At 42.7% G+C, this 16,583-nt stretch carries 19 protein-coding genes and 1 other annotated feature (1 of these 20 cut by a window edge); of the genes, 15 read left to right on the plus strand and 4 right to left on the minus strand.

All coding sequences use genetic code 11. The annotated features are described in order from the left end of the window. Positions 1-62: 62 nt before the first annotated feature. The 14 genes from NIE32_RS07470 (at position 63) to rplT (ending at position 13,503) form a co-directional block, all read left to right on the plus strand. Positions 63-758 carry a response regulator transcription factor gene (locus NIE32_RS07470; protein ID WP_253054415.1) on the plus strand — a complete coding sequence of 232 codons (696 nt, stop codon included), beginning with the start codon at positions 63-65 and terminating at the stop codon, positions 756-758. Continuing rightward, positions 739-2,451 (plus strand): two-component system histidine kinase PnpS, encoded by a 1,713-nt coding sequence (gene pnpS / locus NIE32_RS07475; protein ID WP_253054417.1) that lies wholly within the window; start codon positions 739-741, stop codon positions 2,449-2,451. Before NIE32_RS07470 ends, pnpS begins: the two co-directional genes overlap by 20 nt. Positions 2,452-2,521: 70 nt before the next feature. After that, positions 2,522-5,152 carry a DNA polymerase I gene (gene polA, locus NIE32_RS07480; RefSeq protein ID WP_253054516.1) on the plus strand — a complete coding sequence of 877 codons (2,631 nt, stop codon included), beginning with the start codon at positions 2,522-2,524 and terminating at the stop codon, positions 5,150-5,152. Positions 5,153-5,218: 66 nt separating this feature from the next. After that, positions 5,219-6,058: a DNA-formamidopyrimidine glycosylase gene (mutM, locus tag NIE32_RS07485; protein ID WP_253054418.1), complete on the plus strand. Its 840-nt coding sequence runs from the start codon at positions 5,219-5,221 to the stop codon at positions 6,056-6,058. Next, positions 6,055-6,651: a dephospho-CoA kinase gene (gene coaE, locus NIE32_RS07490; protein WP_253054419.1), complete on the plus strand. Its 597-nt coding sequence runs from the start codon at positions 6,055-6,057 to the stop codon at positions 6,649-6,651. The genes mutM and coaE overlap by 4 nt, the downstream gene beginning before the upstream one ends. Before the next feature lie 92 nt (positions 6,652-6,743). Further along, positions 6,744-7,223, plus strand: coding sequence for a transcriptional regulator NrdR (gene nrdR / locus NIE32_RS07495; RefSeq protein WP_253054421.1), 480 nt, complete (start codon positions 6,744-6,746; stop codon positions 7,221-7,223). Positions 7,224-7,293: 70 nt separating this feature from the next. Next, positions 7,294-8,673: a replication initiation and membrane attachment family protein gene (locus NIE32_RS07500; RefSeq protein ID WP_253054422.1), complete on the plus strand. Its 1,380-nt coding sequence runs from the start codon at positions 7,294-7,296 to the stop codon at positions 8,671-8,673. Between the two features lie 19 nt (positions 8,674-8,692). After that, on the plus strand, positions 8,693-9,625 hold the full coding sequence (dnaI, locus tag NIE32_RS07505; protein WP_253054424.1) for a primosomal protein DnaI: 933 nt from the start codon (positions 8,693-8,695) through the stop codon (positions 9,623-9,625). 98 nt (positions 9,626-9,723) lie between these two features. Then, positions 9,724-10,551 (plus strand): putative sporulation protein YtxC, encoded by an 828-nt coding sequence (locus tag NIE32_RS07510; protein WP_253054426.1) that lies wholly within the window; start codon positions 9,724-9,726, stop codon positions 10,549-10,551. 496 nt (positions 10,552-11,047) lie between these two features. Next, positions 11,048-11,290, plus strand: a complete 243-nt coding sequence (locus tag NIE32_RS07515) for a hypothetical protein (RefSeq protein WP_253054428.1) — start codon at positions 11,048-11,050, stop codon at positions 11,288-11,290. A gap of 175 nt (positions 11,291-11,465) precedes the next feature. After that, positions 11,466-12,044 (plus strand): DJ-1 family glyoxalase III, encoded by a 579-nt coding sequence (locus NIE32_RS07520; RefSeq protein ID WP_253054430.1) that lies wholly within the window; start codon positions 11,466-11,468, stop codon positions 12,042-12,044. A 234-nt stretch (positions 12,045-12,278) separates the two neighbouring features. Beyond that, the gene (gene infC / locus NIE32_RS07525) at positions 12,279-12,782 is read left to right on the plus strand and encodes a translation initiation factor IF-3 (RefSeq protein ID WP_253054518.1); all 504 of its coding nucleotides are present in this window, start codon (positions 12,279-12,281) and stop codon (positions 12,780-12,782) included. A 78-nt stretch (positions 12,783-12,860) separates the two neighbouring features. Continuing rightward, complete coding sequence (gene rpmI / locus NIE32_RS07530) at positions 12,861-13,055, plus strand: 50S ribosomal protein L35 (protein WP_249096039.1); 195 nt, start codon at positions 12,861-12,863, stop codon at positions 13,053-13,055. Positions 13,056-13,146: 91 nt separating this feature from the next. Then, complete coding sequence (gene rplT, locus NIE32_RS07535; RefSeq protein WP_253054431.1) at positions 13,147-13,503, plus strand: 50S ribosomal protein L20; 357 nt, start codon at positions 13,147-13,149, stop codon at positions 13,501-13,503. A 475-nt stretch (positions 13,504-13,978) separates the two neighbouring features. On the opposite strand, the gene NIE32_RS07540 is transcribed toward rplT, so the two are convergent. From NIE32_RS07540 to sspI, 4 genes are all read right to left on the minus strand, one after another. Further along, entirely contained in the window at positions 13,979-14,077 is a 99-nt protein-coding gene (locus tag NIE32_RS07540; RefSeq protein ID WP_253054433.1) for a YjcZ family sporulation protein, read from the minus strand. Between the two features lie 390 nt (positions 14,078-14,467). Continuing rightward, on the minus strand, positions 14,468-14,623 hold the full coding sequence (locus NIE32_RS07545; protein ID WP_253054434.1) for a YjcZ family sporulation protein: 156 nt from the start codon (positions 14,621-14,623) through the stop codon (positions 14,468-14,470). Positions 14,624-14,758: 135 nt separating this feature from the next. Beyond that, entirely contained in the window at positions 14,759-15,094 is a 336-nt protein-coding gene (locus tag NIE32_RS07550; RefSeq protein WP_253054436.1) for a L,D-transpeptidase, read from the minus strand. 133 nt (positions 15,095-15,227) lie between these two features. Further along, positions 15,228-15,431, minus strand: a complete 204-nt coding sequence (gene sspI, locus NIE32_RS07555; RefSeq protein ID WP_253054438.1) for a small acid-soluble spore protein SspI — start codon at positions 15,429-15,431, stop codon at positions 15,228-15,230. A 111-nt stretch (positions 15,432-15,542) separates the two neighbouring features. Between sspI and NIE32_RS07560 the strand changes: the two genes are divergently transcribed. Then, the gene (locus NIE32_RS07560) at positions 15,543-16,301 is read left to right on the plus strand and encodes a TrmH family RNA methyltransferase (RefSeq protein ID WP_253054520.1); all 759 of its coding nucleotides are present in this window, start codon (positions 15,543-15,545) and stop codon (positions 16,299-16,301) included. An 82-nt stretch (positions 16,302-16,383) separates the two neighbouring features. Continuing rightward, positions 16,384-16,583, plus strand: a binding site (T-box leader); it runs 28 nt beyond the window's last position.

Here is a 16,583-nt window from a genome sequence, read left to right on the forward strand (position 1 = left end):
TGCTGTATCTTCAACCAAAAATTGTTATGATAAGATATAGAGAAAAGCAGGGGGTGTGAGCCATGGCAAAAAAAATACTGGTTGTGGATGATGAGCCATCTATTGTTACATTGCTCTCATTCAATTTAAAAAAAGCCGGTTATGATGTGCTCACGGCGACTAAGGGGACGGATGCTCTTCGGCTCGCCAAAGAATCGCGACCTGATTTGATGGTTCTTGATTTGATGTTGCCGGAAATGGATGGCATGGATGTTTGTAAACAACTGCGACAAGAACAATCCTTTATTCCCATTCTCATGTTGACTGCCAAAGATGATGAACTCGATAAAATACTCGGTCTCGAACTAGGCGCTGATGATTACATGACAAAGCCATTTAGTCCGCGAGAGGTAGTTGCTCGGGTGAAGGCGATCTTGCGAAGAACGGATTTGGGTAAACAAGAACAGCATGAGGTTTTGACGATTGGTGACCTGAAAGTCTATCCAAACAACTTCGAAGCGACTTTTAAAAATGAAGAAATGGTTTTGACGCCGAAAGAATTTGAACTCTTGGTTTATTTAATGAAGCACAAAGGCAGAGTCTTAACCAGAGAACAACTGTTAAATGCAGTATGGAATTATGATTTTGCCGGAGACACTCGAATTGTTGATGTTCATGTGAGCCATCTTCGTGACAAAATTGAAGATGTGACACGAAAACCTTTATACATTAAAACCGTCAGAGGGTTGGGCTATAAACTTGAAGAACCAAAGGCTTGACAGAAAAATATGGATGCGCTGGGGATTTGTGATCGCCGGCTTATTCTTCGTGGTTTTTGTTTCAAACGAAGTAATACAAATAGCCCTGCTTCATCAAGATCAGCAAATGATGGATGAACGTAAGAATTGGATTGAATCTTTTGTTGTTCGAGACGGACGATTACAGATTGATCGTGAAAATGCGGGACTGATTCATTTTTCAAAAAAAGGTGACGTAAAAGTCACGATCTATAATCGTGAACGACAACTTCTCTATGATTCAACGGGGATGCAAAATACGAAACTTCACCAATCCATTGGCATCCATCAGGTCAATGATCATCTGAGATACATAGCTCCACTACAAGCAGATCAAAAAACAGTCGGTTATGTGCAAATTGAGGGCAAAAAAACGGTCATTATCGGTCTAAGTCTTATCTATTTCTTTATTATCATTGGGGGGATCGCTCTCCTTCTTTATAGAGATTACTTGGTACGTTCCTATGCCAAACCGATTCGCTTTGCTTCACGCATGGCAGAAAATCTTCTTGAAGGTTCATATAACATGATTGCATCGGATCATGTCAAACGCGAAAGCGTGTTACGATTAAACTTAGCGATGAATCGCGTTTCAGATGCAATGCATGAACTCAGCCGTTCGTATCGGCGTCAACAGGATAGTATGTCCACACTTATTGAAAATATTGGTAATGGCTTGATCTTTGTCGATGGCAGCGGGCGCATTAACTACGTAAACCAAACATTCAAAGATGATTTTCATACTCCTGCAGCGCATTGGGAGTTGGCTGATTACCATGAGGTGATCCCGTACGAAAATGTGCGTCAAATGATCGATGAAGTCTTTGATTCGAAGAAAAAACTAGCTCAGCAGTTGCATCTCACGGTAGGTATTGAACGGAAACACTTTGATGTCTCTTGTGCGCCGATTATTAATAAGCATCATAGAGTCAGGGGCATTGTGGTTGTCTTTCATGACATTACTGAAATAAAGAAGCTAGAGAACACGCGCAGAGACTTTGTCGCCAATGTATCTCATGAGCTGAAGACCCCAGTCACATCATTAATCGGTTTTACAGAAACACTTCTTGATGGTGCTCGCGATGATAAAGATCTAGAAGAGCAGTTTCTCCAAATTATGCTTCATGAGGGCCAACGACTTCAGAGCTTGATCACGGATTTACTCGAACTCTCAAAAATTGAGCGGGAACATTTTGAACTCCATTGGGTGCAAGTTTCATTGAGAGAGCTTCTCGACAATGTGTTGTTGATTTTCAAAGAAAAGGTCACGACGAAGAATATTAAAATCGTACGCAAAAATGGCAGTGATGGCATTGTATTGGGTGATGCATTTCGTATTCGACAGATTATGATTAACTTGATTACGAATGCCATTGCCTATACACCTGAGAATGGAACAGTCACGCTTTCCATTCAAGAACATGAACAGGATGTTCAGCTCATCATTTCCGATACGGGCATCGGTATTGAGGCCGAACAAATTCCACGGATTTTTGAACGCTTTTACCGTGTCGATAAAGCAAGAAGCCGAGATTCCGGTGGAACAGGGCTAGGACTTGCCATTGTCAAGCATCTCGTAGAGGCACATGGAGGAACAATCCATGTGACCAGTACGCCAGGTAAGGGTTCTACCTTTACGATTACCTTTTTAAAATCACCACCCATGATTGGATAAATGACCTGTGTTGCTTTAGAATATAATCATAAGCAGCACAGGTTTTCGTTTGCATTTCAGGAGGAAAATGATGAATAAACTTGTATTAATTGATGGAAATAATGTTGTATATCGCGCCTTTTTTGCTCTACCACTACTTAGTAATAATCAGGGCATGTATACGAATGCGGTTTATGGTTTTGCGATGATGCTCATGAAAGTAATTGAGGAAGAGCAACCAACGCATCTTCTTGTTGCCTTTGATGCTGGCAAAACAACTTTTCGCCATGCAACATATAAGGACTATAAAGGCGGTCGTCAGAAAACACCGCCAGAACTTTCACAACAATTTCCGCTCGTTCATGAATTGCTTGATGCAATGGCGATACGAAGGTACGAATTAGAGAATTATGAGGCGGACGATATTGTCGGCACCTTGGCACGGACGGCACATGAAGAAGGATTTGACGTCCGGATTGTCACAGGGGATAAGGATTATCTTCAACTTGTGGATGATGGAATCAAAGTATCGCTGATCAGAAAAGGGATCACCGACACTGTGAATTATGATGTGGACATGGTTCATGAACGCTACGGGATTAAACCCGAAGCCGTTATTGATCTAAAGGGCCTGATGGGTGACACTTCAGACAATATCCCTGGTGTTCCCGGTGTTGGCGAAAAGACAGCAACCAAACTTTTGAAGCAATTTGGAACGGTGGAAGGCGTCTATGAACATCTTGACGACGTCTCAGGAAAAAAATTGAAGGAAAAGTTGGAAGACAATAAAGCTCAAGCATTATTAAGTAAACAAATTGCAACGATTGATAAGCATTCCCCACTCACATTGACCGTGGATGCATGTGCTTATGAAAACAAGGTGACGGATCGATTGCGGGCATTGTTCCAAGAGCTTGGGTTTCAATCCTTGCTTGATAAGCTCGGTGATTCAGACGTGGAAGAACCTGCATCGGACCATACTGCCGTTTCGGTGGATGTCATCAGTCATTTTGAAGCGGAACAGCTCGTATCCCCTAGTGCATTAATTGTTCAGATGCTCGATGAGAATTACCATTATGGAGATATTTTGGGGTTTGCCGTATCCAATGCAGTCGGCACTTATTTTATTGAGACCGATCAAGCACTCCATGATAAAACTTTTTGTAACTGGCTAGAAGACCCGACAATGAAAAAAGTGCTCTTGGACAGTAAACAAGCTGAAGTAGCATTGAACTGGCGGGGGATCAAGTTACAAGGTGCCGCATTTGATGTTCGACTTGCTACCTATTTGATTGATACGGCGGAAGCAGGGCAAGATCTGGCATTTCTGGCAAGAAAGCGTGGGATCGCGACCATTGAAACGGATGATGCTTTTTATGGCAAAGGGGCAAAAAGGAAAATCCCAGAAGGCGACGGTCAGGCGCAACATCTGGGCAACAAGGCTGCAGCCTTACTTCAATTAGAGCCTAAACTCATCGAAGAACTGATGAATAATGAACAAAAAGCGTTGCTGTTTGATTTAGAACTTCCGCTTGCCCGCGTGCTTGCTAAGATGGAATTCACCGGGATTAAGGCAAGCAGTGAGACGTTAAAGGCGATGGGCGATGAACTTGATCGCACACTGAACGTCATTGAACAGTCTATTTACGAAATGGCAGGCGTGACGTTCAATATTAATTCGCCAAAGCAATTGGGAGAGATTCTTTTTGAAAAATTACAGCTTCCCCCAGTGAAAAAAACGAAGACAGGCTATTCAACAGCTGCCGATGTGCTTGAAAAATTGCGTGGACGGCATGAAATTATTGGGAAAATTTTAGATTATCGCCAATTAGGAAAACTCAAGTCTACCTATGTAGAAGGCTTACTTAAAGTCATTCATCCGAAGACAGGCAGGGTACATACCTGCTATAATCAGGCACTTACACAAACAGGTAGGCTGAGTTCAACCGATCCGAATCTGCAAAATATACCCATTCGTCTCGAAGAAGGACGAAAAATACGTAAAGCGTTCCTCCCGACTCATGAAGGTTGGCAAATATTTTCAGCCGACTATTCACAGATCGAGCTCCGTGTACTCGCGCATATTGCCGATGATGAAAATTTGAAGGAAGCTTTTATTGAAGGTATGGATATTCATACCAAAACGGCGATGGATGTGTTTGGTGTGGACAAGGATGAAGTGACCGCACTCATGAGACGTCATGCGAAAGCCGTTAACTTTGGGATTATTTATGGGATCAGTGATTATGGCCTCTCGCAGAATCTCGGAATCACGCGGAAGGAAGCCGCTCGATTCATTGAAAAATATTTGCAAACCTATCCGGGCGTTCAACGTTATATGGACGAAATTGTCAAAAAGGCGAGAACCGAAGGCTATGTGACCACACTCTTAAACCGCCGCCGTTACTTGCCGGATATTAATAGTCGAAATTTTAATAGCCGCAGTTTTGCAGAACGGACAGCAATGAATACCCCAATTCAGGGGAGCGCAGCAGATGTGATCAAACAGGCAATGATTAATATGGATATGCGGCTAAAAGAAGAACAGTTGACCACAAGAATGTTGCTTCAAGTTCATGATGAATTGATCTTTGAAGTTCCGGAACAGGAGATTGAACGGATGCAACAGATTGTCCCGGATGTGATGGAACACGCGATTCAATTAAATGTTCCATTAAAAGTCGAATGTTCCTATGGCCCCACTTGGTATGATGCAAAATGATCCGAAAGAACTAAGGGATTGCCGGGCGATTAGGTCGTGTATAGAGAGACATAAGGAGGGGACATCATGCCGGAATTACCTGAAGTGGAAACAGTGAAACGGACATTAAATGACCTGGTGATTGGAAAGACCGTGAAAGATGTTGAAGTGCGCTGGCCCAATATCATTCGAAGACCTGCAGATATTCATCAATTTCAAAAACAATTAATTGGTGAAACGTTGGAGGACGTTCGGCGCAGAGGAAAGTTCCTGCTTTTTCAATTTCATGATTTTGTGCTCGTTTCACATCTGAGAATGGAAGGCCGTTACCGCTTGGATCCTGAGAATGAGCTGGTTGATAAATATACCCATATTATTTTTCATTTTACTGACAATACAGCACTCCGTTATCGCGATGTACGAAAGTTTGGGACCATGCATCTTTTTCGAAAAGGAGAGGAATGGAATCATCTCCCCTTATCAAAACTTGGCCCTGAGCCACTTTCATCGGAGTTGACCACCCAACACCTTGTGGCTGCTTGTCAAAACACACGACGCACGATCAAACAAGTATTGCTCGATCAGACCGTTGTCGTTGGCCTTGGAAACATTTATGTCGATGAATCGCTCTTTAAAGCAGGCATTCATCCTTTAACCACGGCGTGTGATCTATCGACAAGCAAATTGGAAGATTTGAGGGAGGCTATTGTTGCTACGTTGCGTGCTGCAGTTTCGCTCGGTGGTAGCACGATTCGTACGTTTGTCAACAGTCAAGGACATATGGGGCTTTTTCAACAACAATTGAATGTCTATGGGCGAAAGGGCGAACCATGCGAGCGTTGCGGTACCCCAATTGAGAAAATAAAAGCAAATGGGCGAGGGACACACTATTGCCCACATTGCCAACCACGAGGGAAAGCTAAATGATGAAAATTGGTTTGACCGGGGGCATTGCAAGTGGAAAAAGTACCGTTTCAAAGTGGTTCATTAAGCAGGGGTACCCTGTCATTGATGCAGATGTCATTTCCAGACAAGTGGTTGAACCTGGCGAGGCGGCATTGACAGAAATAGCGAAACAATTCGGTGGTCAGATGATTCTCCCATCGGGCAATCTGGATCGACGCAAGCTTGGAAAACTCGTTTTTCAAAATGCCGAGAAACGCAAACAATTGGATGACTTAATGCACCCTGTCATTCGTCAAAGAATGATGAAAGAATTGGACCAACTTGAGCGAGTAGGCATACAAACCGTGGTTCTTGACATTCCACTTCTTTTTGAAAACGGACTGGAGACTTTAGTGGATAAGATCATTGTTGTCACTGTTACAGAACAGAACCAAAGGACACGATTAATGGCTAGAAATCGATTCAGTTCGGATGAAGCTCGTGCACGGATTCATGCACAATTACCGCTTACTGAAAAGGTACGAAAGGCAGATGCGGTCATTGACAATAATGGTTCTATTGAACAAACTGAGGCACAATTAGCCAAACTAATTAAGAAGTGGTCTCTAGTATAAAAGATCCATAACAACATGTACCGGCTCGGCTTTTCAACCGGTGTCCGGTACGTTACAATAAGTTTATCGAAACAGCGAATGAGGTGAAAATAATGCGCTGTCCAAGCTGTAAACAAATGGGGACGAAAGTACTGGACTCCCGTCCGGTTGACAATGGACGGGCGATCCGAAGACGCAGAGAATGCGAGTTGTGTCATCATCGGTTTACGACATTTGAGAAGGTCGAGCAAACGCCGCTTGTCGTCGTGAAAAAGGGTGACAACCGTGAAGCGTTTAGTCATGAAAAAATATTGCGCGGGTTGATTAAAGCGTGTGAGAAACGTCCGGTACCGCTTGAACGGCTCGAACGGCTTGCAAATGATGTTGAAAAAACACTTCGTGATGAAGGACGCTCAGAAGTAAACAGTCATGAAATCGGAGAAATTGTGATGAATGAACTTGCGAAAGTGGATGAAGTGGCCTATGTCCGTTTCGCTTCTGTATATAGGCAATTTACAGACATTAATGTATTTGCCAAGAAGATTCAGGAATTGAAAGATCAGCTGGAAAAAGAAAAAAATAGCAAGAAGTGACCGATTGAGGGAAACCGGTTGAAATCGGATCACTGAATTCTGCGCAGGTACGCAGAATGGAGGAAAGGGCATGCTGCAATCATGGAAAGAAGTACTTCCGGGTGATCATTACCGCGTGCAATCGGCAGGACTGCTCCATTCGACTGATCAACGTGTGATTACTTGTCTCTACCAGCCAATCATTGGTATTGAAGCGGTAAGTCTCTACTTCACGTTCTGGCAAGAGACGGATGATTCAGAAGAATTTCTTACCCATCATCATCTTATGGGTGCGATGAATGTATCTCTGGACCGAATACTCACCGCTAGGAAGAAACTTGAAGCAATCGGATTATTGCAGACGTTGAAAAAGAAAGATGTGAATCCAAGTCAATTCTTATATCGTCTTGAACCGCCGCTGACACCAGATCTTTTTTTCAAAGACGGATTTTTGAATTTGTTCCTCTACCGTCAGGTTGGCCCGAGAGAATATAAGAAATTGAGCCGGGAATTTGCATCTTCTTCTTTTGAACTCAATCAATATGAGGACATTTCTGTATCTTTTGATGACGTGTTTGAATCGATGCCTACTGAAGAATCTCCGGATGAGATGAGGGCTATACAAACCAAAGGTTCATGGCAAGCACGGGAAGAAGCACGGGCAATTCATTTTAACAATACCTTCGATTTCAAGAAAATGAATGCCTTTCTTTCAGATGCGATTCTTTCTGAAGATGCGCTTACCGACGAAGTGAAAACGTCGATTGAAAAACTGGCTTTTATCTATCAGGTTGATCCCTATGATATGAGTCGCGCCCTTCAATCCGCTGCCTTACATACCGGGACAGTGGATATTGAAGTGCTCCGAAAAGAGGTGCGGGATTTCTACCTGCTTGAACATGGGGCTGATGAACTTCCTGCCCTTTATGAACGCGCACAACCGGAGCAGGAACGAGAGATCACGAATGCCCCTCAAAATGAGGAAGAACAATTAATTGCCTGGTATGAACAGCATTCGCCTTATCAATTATTACAGGCGCTCGGACAAGGAAGTAAACCGGCTGCACCGGATCTCCGACTCATCGAAAATTTGATGTTTGATACGAAACTTAATCCCGGTGTGATCAATGTCCTTATCGATTATATTACCAAAGTTAATGATCATAATCTCAATAAATCATTTGTCGAGAAAGTGGCGGCACAATGGGCAAGAGCGAATGTGCGCACTGTACGGCAAGCGATGTCTTACGCGAGAGAAGAGCAGAGAAAACGTGCCCAGATAAAGACTGCACCTGCTTCAGGTTCGGTGAAAAAGAACTACAACAACCGCAAGCCAAATCGGAATGAGCATCATGAGGTTATTCCTGAATGGATGAAAAATCAAAAGAAGCAAAAGAATTCACCGGTTGCTAACGATGAAGAAGTGAAACAGCGGGCTAAGTGGCTTGAGGATTATTTGAATAATATTTGATAGGAAAGGAGGAGACTCTATGGAACCAATTCAATCATTATTTAAGGGGATCACTGGTGGAAAATCAATTTCGGGAAATTGGCAGCAGATCGCTGAAAAGCTTAGAAACAATCCGGCTATTCATCAATTTGCTGAGCAGAATCCTAACATTGATTCAGCAGCCTGGTCCAGAAGTCTATCGCGATTGTTTCAGTTTGTTGAAGAACGAAAACATTGTTCAAATTGTCCTGGGCTTGAGAATTGTCCAAATATGATGAAGGGCTACAGACCTGAGCTGATTAATGATAAGGGTACACCTTCACTGTCTTTCTCACCATGTCCATTACTTAGAGAACGTGAATCGAAGCGCCAACAAAGTGAGCTGATCCGCAGTTACTATGTTCCTAAGGATATTCTTCAAGCGACATTCGAATCCATTGACAAAGTTGACGGAGGGCGTCAGCAAGCCATTCTAGCAGCAGGCGAGTTTGTGAAAGCTTATTTAGATAATCCAGAAGAAGCAAAAGGACTTTACTTATGCGGTGAATTTGGCGTTGGTAAGACTTATCTAATGGGCGCCATTATGAATCGACTGGCTGAACGCAGACATATTGCGTCACTCATTGTCTATGTCCCTGACTTTTTCAGAGAAATTAAAGGGGCTATTCAAGATAATACGGTTGATAATAAATTGGATGTATTGAAAAAGACACCGCTGCTCATTCTTGATGATATCGGAGCAGAAACGATTACGCCATGGGTTCGTGATGAAGTACTTGGCAGTATACTCCAGTATCGGATGATGGACCATCTCCCAACGCTCTATACCTCAAACTTTAATTATGATGAACTTGAGGATCATTTCTCCTATTCACAGAAAAGCGGCGTTGAGAACGTCAAGGCCAAACGATTAATGGAACGCATCCGCCATTTTACAAATCTCGTTACTATGAAAGGCGCCAATCGTCGATAATACGTCATGAGGCTCTAAAATAATTTAAACTGTAAAGCATGAATATGGAATTCCTCCCATATAGTCTTTATATAAGTTGGGACGGGGAGGATGAACCATTGGACATTGTTTTTGATACCCAGCAAGAGGCTGCTGATTTCTACCGAAGAATGCCTTCTTCCTTCAGACAAGTTACCGGTGTCATGCTGATAAACAGCCGACTTGCTGTTTTTCCGCAGAAAACGGCAGACTATAGAGAATTTGCACAATTGATTACCCGATATATTATTGAGAAATATGAAAAAAAATGGATTATGTTTATTATTGAAAAGTATTATTATTTTACAGATGCTGAAGAGAAAGTAACAATCTTAAATATCGTAGCTGCAATTTTTTCTGGAGAAAAAGATGATTTGCCCCATACCGGCACACTCCAAGATCGTCATGAAACAATCATGGCGTCTCTGGAGGGTGTATTGAAAGAGCATAACACCTTCTCTTTTCAGTCCATTATTCGTTTTCGTTTAACGGCTTATCGAGAAGTTCTGCGTCAGTATGTGGAGATTGCCATTGATGAATATAAGCTGGAACAAGAATATCAGGTGTTTGTAGACAAGCTGAGACGAATTGTTCATGCATACAAGCCGCTTTGTGAAAAAATTGAAGTCTATGATGAACATCCGTTTAAGCTCTTCGATGAACATCATCGTTTGATTCGTAATGTGCAGTCGGTGCGTTCCTTTTATCCGCTGTTAAAACAATGGGGTATCGAAGCCGAACCGTCTATTATTTTGTCATTGATTGCACTCGCTCCGAAACAAGTGATTGTCTATACGGATCGGCCGGAGCATGGCATGATGAAGACACTACATCGCGTATTCGAGGAGCGTGTCTGTTTCGCACGGCGCACGTTACATCTTGGCAATGGTAGTGATTACTCCGGCTGAATCATGATTGCGGATGGAAAAATGCCTATTTTGTTTATTTAGGGTTTACTTTGAATAATTTACCAACTATAATATGAATGTAAATCACTGAAAGGAGGTCATCAGAACATGATGACATTAGGATTGAAAGCCAACGTCTTATCAATTGCATATTGTGTCCGGATGACCTCAACGGGCGATTCATTAGTATACTGATTCCATTGATTCTTGAATTGGGATGAACGAAGAATAAATCCGCAGGTCTCCACTGACTGCGGTCTTTTTGTGCTCTTTTTTAGACCGTAGCGACGTGTTGTCGTGCGGTCTTTTTTTGAAGAAAAATACAGCGAAGATATAAACGATCAACCATTTACCAGTTGGTGCGTGAGCTCAATTTTTCAAATGACCAAAGGTATGAAGTGTTGCGATTTTCGTTGCACTTTTATATACACAACTATTCGTGGAATATTTTCACGCGAACAGGAAACAAGAATATGAAAAGAAAGGGTGGAAGATCATGCAGGACGCTTCGGTGACTTTTAACATGCCTATTGACCAGGCAGGATTTCTAAAAAAGAAAATTCCAAAGGAGAAAGGGGGGGATATGATGTTCACATTTCATGTATTTGCCTTGACCTTTACTTTATCAATTAATCATTCACAATCTGCGCAGCAACAGTATGAGGATCGCAAACGAATTGATGCATTGAGAAATAAGATCATTGACAAGCGATTTGAACATAGACGCTACATTCGGTAATTATTATCAGGTGAATAAAACGAAGGAGGAGAGCTGGATGAATAGAACTAAACGAATGAGAAGAGCTGCCGCACGCTTAGAAAAGGGTACACAATTTTTATGACTGAGTACGTCACTTTGATTGCTAGCTCCAATATGTTACGATTAAAGAAGATGGAGCAGGGAGTGAAGAAAGATGAAAAGATTTCTTGTGCTATTGGCTGAGGGATTCGAGGAAACAGAAGCAGTGACGGTGATTGACGTACTTCGCCGAGGAGGCGTTGACGTTGTTCTGTGTTCATTGGCTGATCTATTAGTCGAAGGATCAAGGCATATCTTTGTGAAAGCAGATAGAAGCATAGACAGTGAAGGCTTACAAGACTTTGACGGCATCTATCTTCCTGGAGGAGCTAAGGGAGCAGCTCATTTGAGAGACGATGCTCGTGCTCAGAAGCTAATTCGCTCTTACAAGGAAAGTGGGAAGCTGGTCACCGCAATTTGCGCAGCACCGATTGCACTTGAACGCGCCGGCGTTCTAAAAGGCGAAACAGCAACCAGCAATCCGGATTTCCGTGATCATATTAAAGAAGCGACATATAGTGAAGATCCGGTCGTTGTTTCTGGAAAAGTGATCACATCTAGAGCAGCGGGTACAGCGCTTCCGATCGGACTGGAAATTCTTCGTCAACTCGGCCTGGAAAACGAAGCGAAGCAGGTCAGCCATGATATGTTGTTTGATTTTCTGCTTGATAATCGAGAGAAAATTAACGCATAAACTGGATTCAGTACTTGCATTCCATTTCTTAACATGCTATAGTAATTAAGGAATTGACAACGAATTAAGTAGAGGCGCCCGGCTTCTCACCTGTTCGACGCAGAAATGCTGTTGCCAGGTATGGATGATGAATTGATAATTTATGCGGGCGCATTTGCGCCCGCATTTTTGCTTGCTCAATTAGCCAACGATTTGCTCAAATTTATTTGGAGGTGGCTCAATATTAGCAAAGATATGATTGTTAACGAAGGGATTCGTGCTCAGCAAGTTCGTTTGATTGGTCAAAATGGGGAACAGATTGGCATTAAGTCAAAGGCGGAAGCCCTGACTATGGCACATAATGCAAACTTGGATTTGGTTATGGTTGCGCCTGGTGCTAAACCGCCTGTTTGCCGGATTATGGACTACGGCAAATTCCGTTTTGAACAACAGAAGAAAGAACGCGAAGCACGAAAGAACCAGAAAGTCATCAATCTTAAAGAAATTCGACTGAGTCCGAGTATTGAAGAGCATGATTTCAATACGAAAATGCGCAATGCCAAGAAATTTCTTGAAAAAGGTGACAAGGTCAAGGCTTCTGTTCGATTCAGAGGGCGTGCCATTACGCACTCTAATCTCGGAAAGCAAGTACTTGAGAAACTCGCTGAAGAATGCGCAGATGTCAGTGTTGTTGAGGCGAAGCCGAAAATGGAAGGACGTAGCATGTTTCTTGTGCTCGCTCCGAAAGCCGAAAAGTAAGACAGCGATTATAGGAGCGGTTTTTATCAGCAATTTCGGCTGCTTTTAGATACCGACTCCACCAGGAGGAATCTTTTTATGCCAAAAATGAAAACACACAAAGGTGCCGCAAAACGTTTCAAAAAAACGGGTACCGGTAAGTTCAAACGTGAACACGCATTCACGAGCCACATGTTCAGCCACAAGTCGAATAAGCAAAAGCGTAATCTGGATAAGAGCGCAATTACAACTTCAACTCTAGCTAACAAGCTCAAGAAACTGATTAATAACTGATCTCAACGACAAAATTAGATTTATTTTTCAATGTCGATTCGAAGCCATGTACACGACTGTTTCGAACGACTCATTCTAGGAGGTTTTTACAATGGCAAGAGTTAAAGGCGGATATGTGACTCGTCGCAGACGCAAAAGAGTATTAAAATTAGCAAAAGGTTATTTTGGTGCAAAACACAAACTGTTTAAGGTCGCTCAGCAACAGGTCTTCAAATCCCTGACTTATGCTTACCGTGACCGTCGCCAAACAAAACGTAACTTCCGCAGACTGTGGATTGCGCGTATCAATGCAGCCGCTCGTCTCAATGGCTTATCATACAGCAAATTGATTAACGGCTTGAAAGTAGCTGGCATTGAAGTGAACCGTAAGATGCTCGCTGACCTCGCCGTTAACGACGCAGCAGCGTTCACAACACTCGCTGAAAAAGCAAAAGCAGCTGCTAAATAAGTACGGCTGTTCAACCCCCCTCCGTTATTTTAACGTGTGGGGGTTTTGTTTTAACTAAAGAAAGTATAAAATTTTGGACTTAGATACTCGGATGAACGACATTTATTTCGTCAAAATTTAGGCTCAAACATGAAAATGCGAGACGCCTGTGGAGCGTTCCTGTTGATTGCAGGCCAAAGGAGGCCCAGCAGATCGTGGCTTGACCGAGGAGGCTCTTGGACTGCCCGCGGCAAGCGAGCAACTGAAGTGTTATTTATGCACAAAGTTTGATGAATTAACCGGATAAAGAGTGATAGCCAAGGACCAGGCTTAACCTGGTTTTTCTAATACATATAATATGGAAGGCGATGAAAATGCAAAGTTAATGATTGATCATTTTAATTGATGTACATGAGAGAATAAAAGAGAGCACCCGGGTGACAGGTGCTCTCGAATCACGAGAGGTGATGGAACTTGTGGCTATACAGTTCCATTATTAGTAGCAGAATGCTGTGCCAACAATGATCAAAAGAATGAACAGAACGACGATCAACGCAAAGCCACTACCGTGGCTGTATCCACCATCATAGCCCATGAGTGAATAACCTCCTTATCACATGATAGTTCATCTTATGTTAGAAGTTCAGAAATGTAAGGGACAAATGCATAAGTCCAATGCCCAATTTTTGGGTGTTACTTGTTGAAAGATAGGAATGAATAAAACGTTGAGGTGCGATGTTCATTCAAAAGTGGCGATGCGAGACGCTTGCGAGATCACGTGCCGGCAAGATACCGCAGACTTTTGCGTGTTCGGGGAGGCTCACGGTGCCCCAGGCAAGGAGCAATCGAAGCAAAATCAATGCAAGATCAAGGACTGGGCGGTTTTTACCCCATTCTTCTTAGCATATATGGAAAAGGGTACCTGGTGCAAGGTACCCTAATCATTGGAGTGACATGATGATTATTAATGAAGGTTAGGTAATGATTAATAAACAAAGGTTGCCCCAACGATGATAAGTAAAATGAACAGAACAACGATTAAAGCAAAATTACTGCAGCAGTTGTTGCCATACCCGCCATATCCGCCGTATCCACCTTTGCAATCAGAAGCTCCGCCGTAATAAGGTTGATTATTATACAAAGTCTACACCTCCCCATCACGTGATAATCCAGTATATGAGTTGGTGGCTCAATGCGGAATAATGAAAAAGCCCAGATTATGAAACAATAATAATGAAAGAACTATTCAGCTCTGAACGGGTACAGGTGGTTATGATCATCTATGGATGACCACTTGAGTACCGACCGGAGCTTTAGAGGATAATTCAAGAACATCTGAATTAAAGAGTCGAATACAGCCATGTGAGACATCTTTTCCAATCGAAGACGGATCGTTTGTTCCGTGGATCCCATAGTGTGGCCGTGAAAGTCCCATCCAAAGTCCGCCGTAGGGTCCGCCTGGATTCACTTGTTTATTAATAATTGTGTATGTTCCGGCTGGTGTTGGTGTCACCATCTTGCCGACGCCAATGGGGTACGTATTAAGTAATCGATGATCATCGAATAGGTTTAGTTCATGTAGTGATGTTTTAATGTCGATCCATACCGCCATGTAATCAGCTCCACGTTTTTATTAACTAGTTTATGATGCTGACATAGGTTCGTTAATATAAGATCCTATTCAACAAAAAAAATCGAGAGAAGGATCTCTCTCGATTTCTTCGGTATTCTTTTGAATGAATCATTTATACCCCTTGTTCCAAACGGGTCAACATCTGATCCCGAAAGGTATTGTCCGATTTGTTCCACAGAACTTCAAAGAGCACACCAAGGCCGGGAAGCATCTTCTCCTGACCGTCTTGAATTGCATCAACAACTGTATCCTGAAGCTGTTGTTTGTTGTTGCCCGATAAGTTATGCAGCACTGCACGGCGAATGTCTAAATCCATTAGGTCACGAACTCCTTTCTTTGAGCATTTAATGCTGGTGATATGGTATAGTATGGATAGTAGGCGGGCAATTATGTACCGTTTTTAAAGGGGTTCTTTTGTGTGCGACGAATGGTTTCTTTACAAAACGAAAAAGTGAAATTATGGAAAAAACTAAAAATAAGAAAATGGCGTGACCGCGAGCAACAGTATTTACTTGAAGGCCCGCATCTTGTCCAAGAAGCTGTGTTCTCTGCAAAAGAACAAATCAATACGATTTTGATCGATGTAGCTTTTCATCTTCCTCAGGATTGGCCGCTAGACACGATTGAAGTTTTTCAGGTCACGCATAAGATCTTTACTGAGCTGTCTCAAACAGAAACGCCGCAAGGCATAATTGCCATTTGTGAGATGAGTCAGTCAGCCATTCAATTACAGCAAGGCCGTTATTTGTTGGTGGATGGGGTTCAAGATCCGGGCAACTTAGGTACACTGATTCGAACGGCCGATGCATTTGGTTTGGATGCTGTTTTTCTCGGTGATGGCTGTGTCGATGGCTATAATGCGAAAACGTTACGCTCCGCGCAAGGTTCCCATTTTCATCTCCCGGTGATCCACCGCAACTTATTTAGTCTGGCAGATGAAATGAAAAACCAGAAAATTCCACTGTACGGCTCTTCGCTCCAAGGAGATGAACTGCATAAGGTAACGGTTGAACGTCCTTATTTTGGTTTAGTGGTTGGTAATGAAGGAAATGGCGCATCTCCGGAGCTGTTGGCAGAAATGGATCAGCAGGTCAAGATTCCAATGGCGGGAAGAGCAGAGTCACTGAATGTTGCAGTTGCCTCTGGGATTTTGTTATATTGGCTTCAATCTGGTGGGCTTGCATAAGTGTATGAAAATGCCTATACTAGGAAAAGAATGTCACAAGATTTGTTGTTCATTGAGCACGTTCCAATGAACGTATAGGAATAAAATAACTGTGATGGAGATTAGTAATTCAACGACGCCATTCAGGGAGAGTATGTCATTGACTGCAAGCATGCTCATGATACGAGTTGAACGAATTCACTCTTGAGTTGCCGTTTGAACCCGGTGAAATGCCGGTCTAGAATAGGCCGGCTTTCGCCGTTAAACGTTTTATAAGTGGGCAGCATTCATGCTGTCAACAAG

This window comes from Sporolactobacillus kofuensis, from assembly GCF_024125425.1.
In the GTDB taxonomy this organism is placed as follows: domain Bacteria; phylum Bacillota; class Bacilli; order Bacillales; family Sporolactobacillaceae; genus Sporolactobacillus; species Sporolactobacillus kofuensis.

Coding starts and splice junctions, on each gene's coding strand:
- NIE32_RS07470 (WP_253054415.1), top strand. CDS start 63: ATGGCAAAAAAAATACTGGTTGTGGATGATGAGCCATCTATTGTTACA.
- polA (WP_253054516.1), top strand. CDS start 2,522: ATGAATAAACTTGTATTAATTGATGGAAATAATGTTGTATATCGCGCC.
- mutM (WP_253054418.1), top strand. CDS start 5,219: ATGCCGGAATTACCTGAAGTGGAAACAGTGAAACGGACATTAAATGAC.
- coaE (WP_253054419.1), top strand. CDS start 6,055: ATGATGAAAATTGGTTTGACCGGGGGCATTGCAAGTGGAAAAAGTACC.
- nrdR (WP_253054421.1), top strand. CDS start 6,744: ATGCGCTGTCCAAGCTGTAAACAAATGGGGACGAAAGTACTGGACTCC.
- NIE32_RS07500 (WP_253054422.1), top strand. CDS start 7,294: ATGCTGCAATCATGGAAAGAAGTACTTCCGGGTGATCATTACCGCGTG.
- dnaI (WP_253054424.1), top strand. CDS start 8,693: ATGGAACCAATTCAATCATTATTTAAGGGGATCACTGGTGGAAAATCA.
- NIE32_RS07515 (WP_253054428.1), top strand. CDS start 11,048: ATGCAGGACGCTTCGGTGACTTTTAACATGCCTATTGACCAGGCAGGA.
- NIE32_RS07520 (WP_253054430.1), top strand. CDS start 11,466: ATGAAAAGATTTCTTGTGCTATTGGCTGAGGGATTCGAGGAAACAGAA.
- infC (WP_253054518.1), top strand. CDS start 12,279: ATGATTGTTAACGAAGGGATTCGTGCTCAGCAAGTTCGTTTGATTGGT.
- rpmI (WP_249096039.1), top strand. CDS start 12,861: ATGCCAAAAATGAAAACACACAAAGGTGCCGCAAAACGTTTCAAAAAA.
- rplT (WP_253054431.1), top strand. CDS start 13,147: ATGGCAAGAGTTAAAGGCGGATATGTGACTCGTCGCAGACGCAAAAGA.
- NIE32_RS07540 (WP_253054433.1), bottom strand. CDS start 14,077: ATGGGCTATGATGGTGGATACAGCCACGGTAGTGGCTTTGCGTTGATC.
- NIE32_RS07550 (WP_253054436.1), bottom strand. CDS start 15,094: ATGGCGGTATGGATCGACATTAAAACATCACTACATGAACTAAACCTA.
- sspI (WP_253054438.1), bottom strand. CDS start 15,431: ATGGATTTAGACATTCGCCGTGCAGTGCTGCATAACTTATCGGGCAAC.
- NIE32_RS07560 (WP_253054520.1), top strand. CDS start 15,543: ATGGTTTCTTTACAAAACGAAAAAGTGAAATTATGGAAAAAACTAAAA.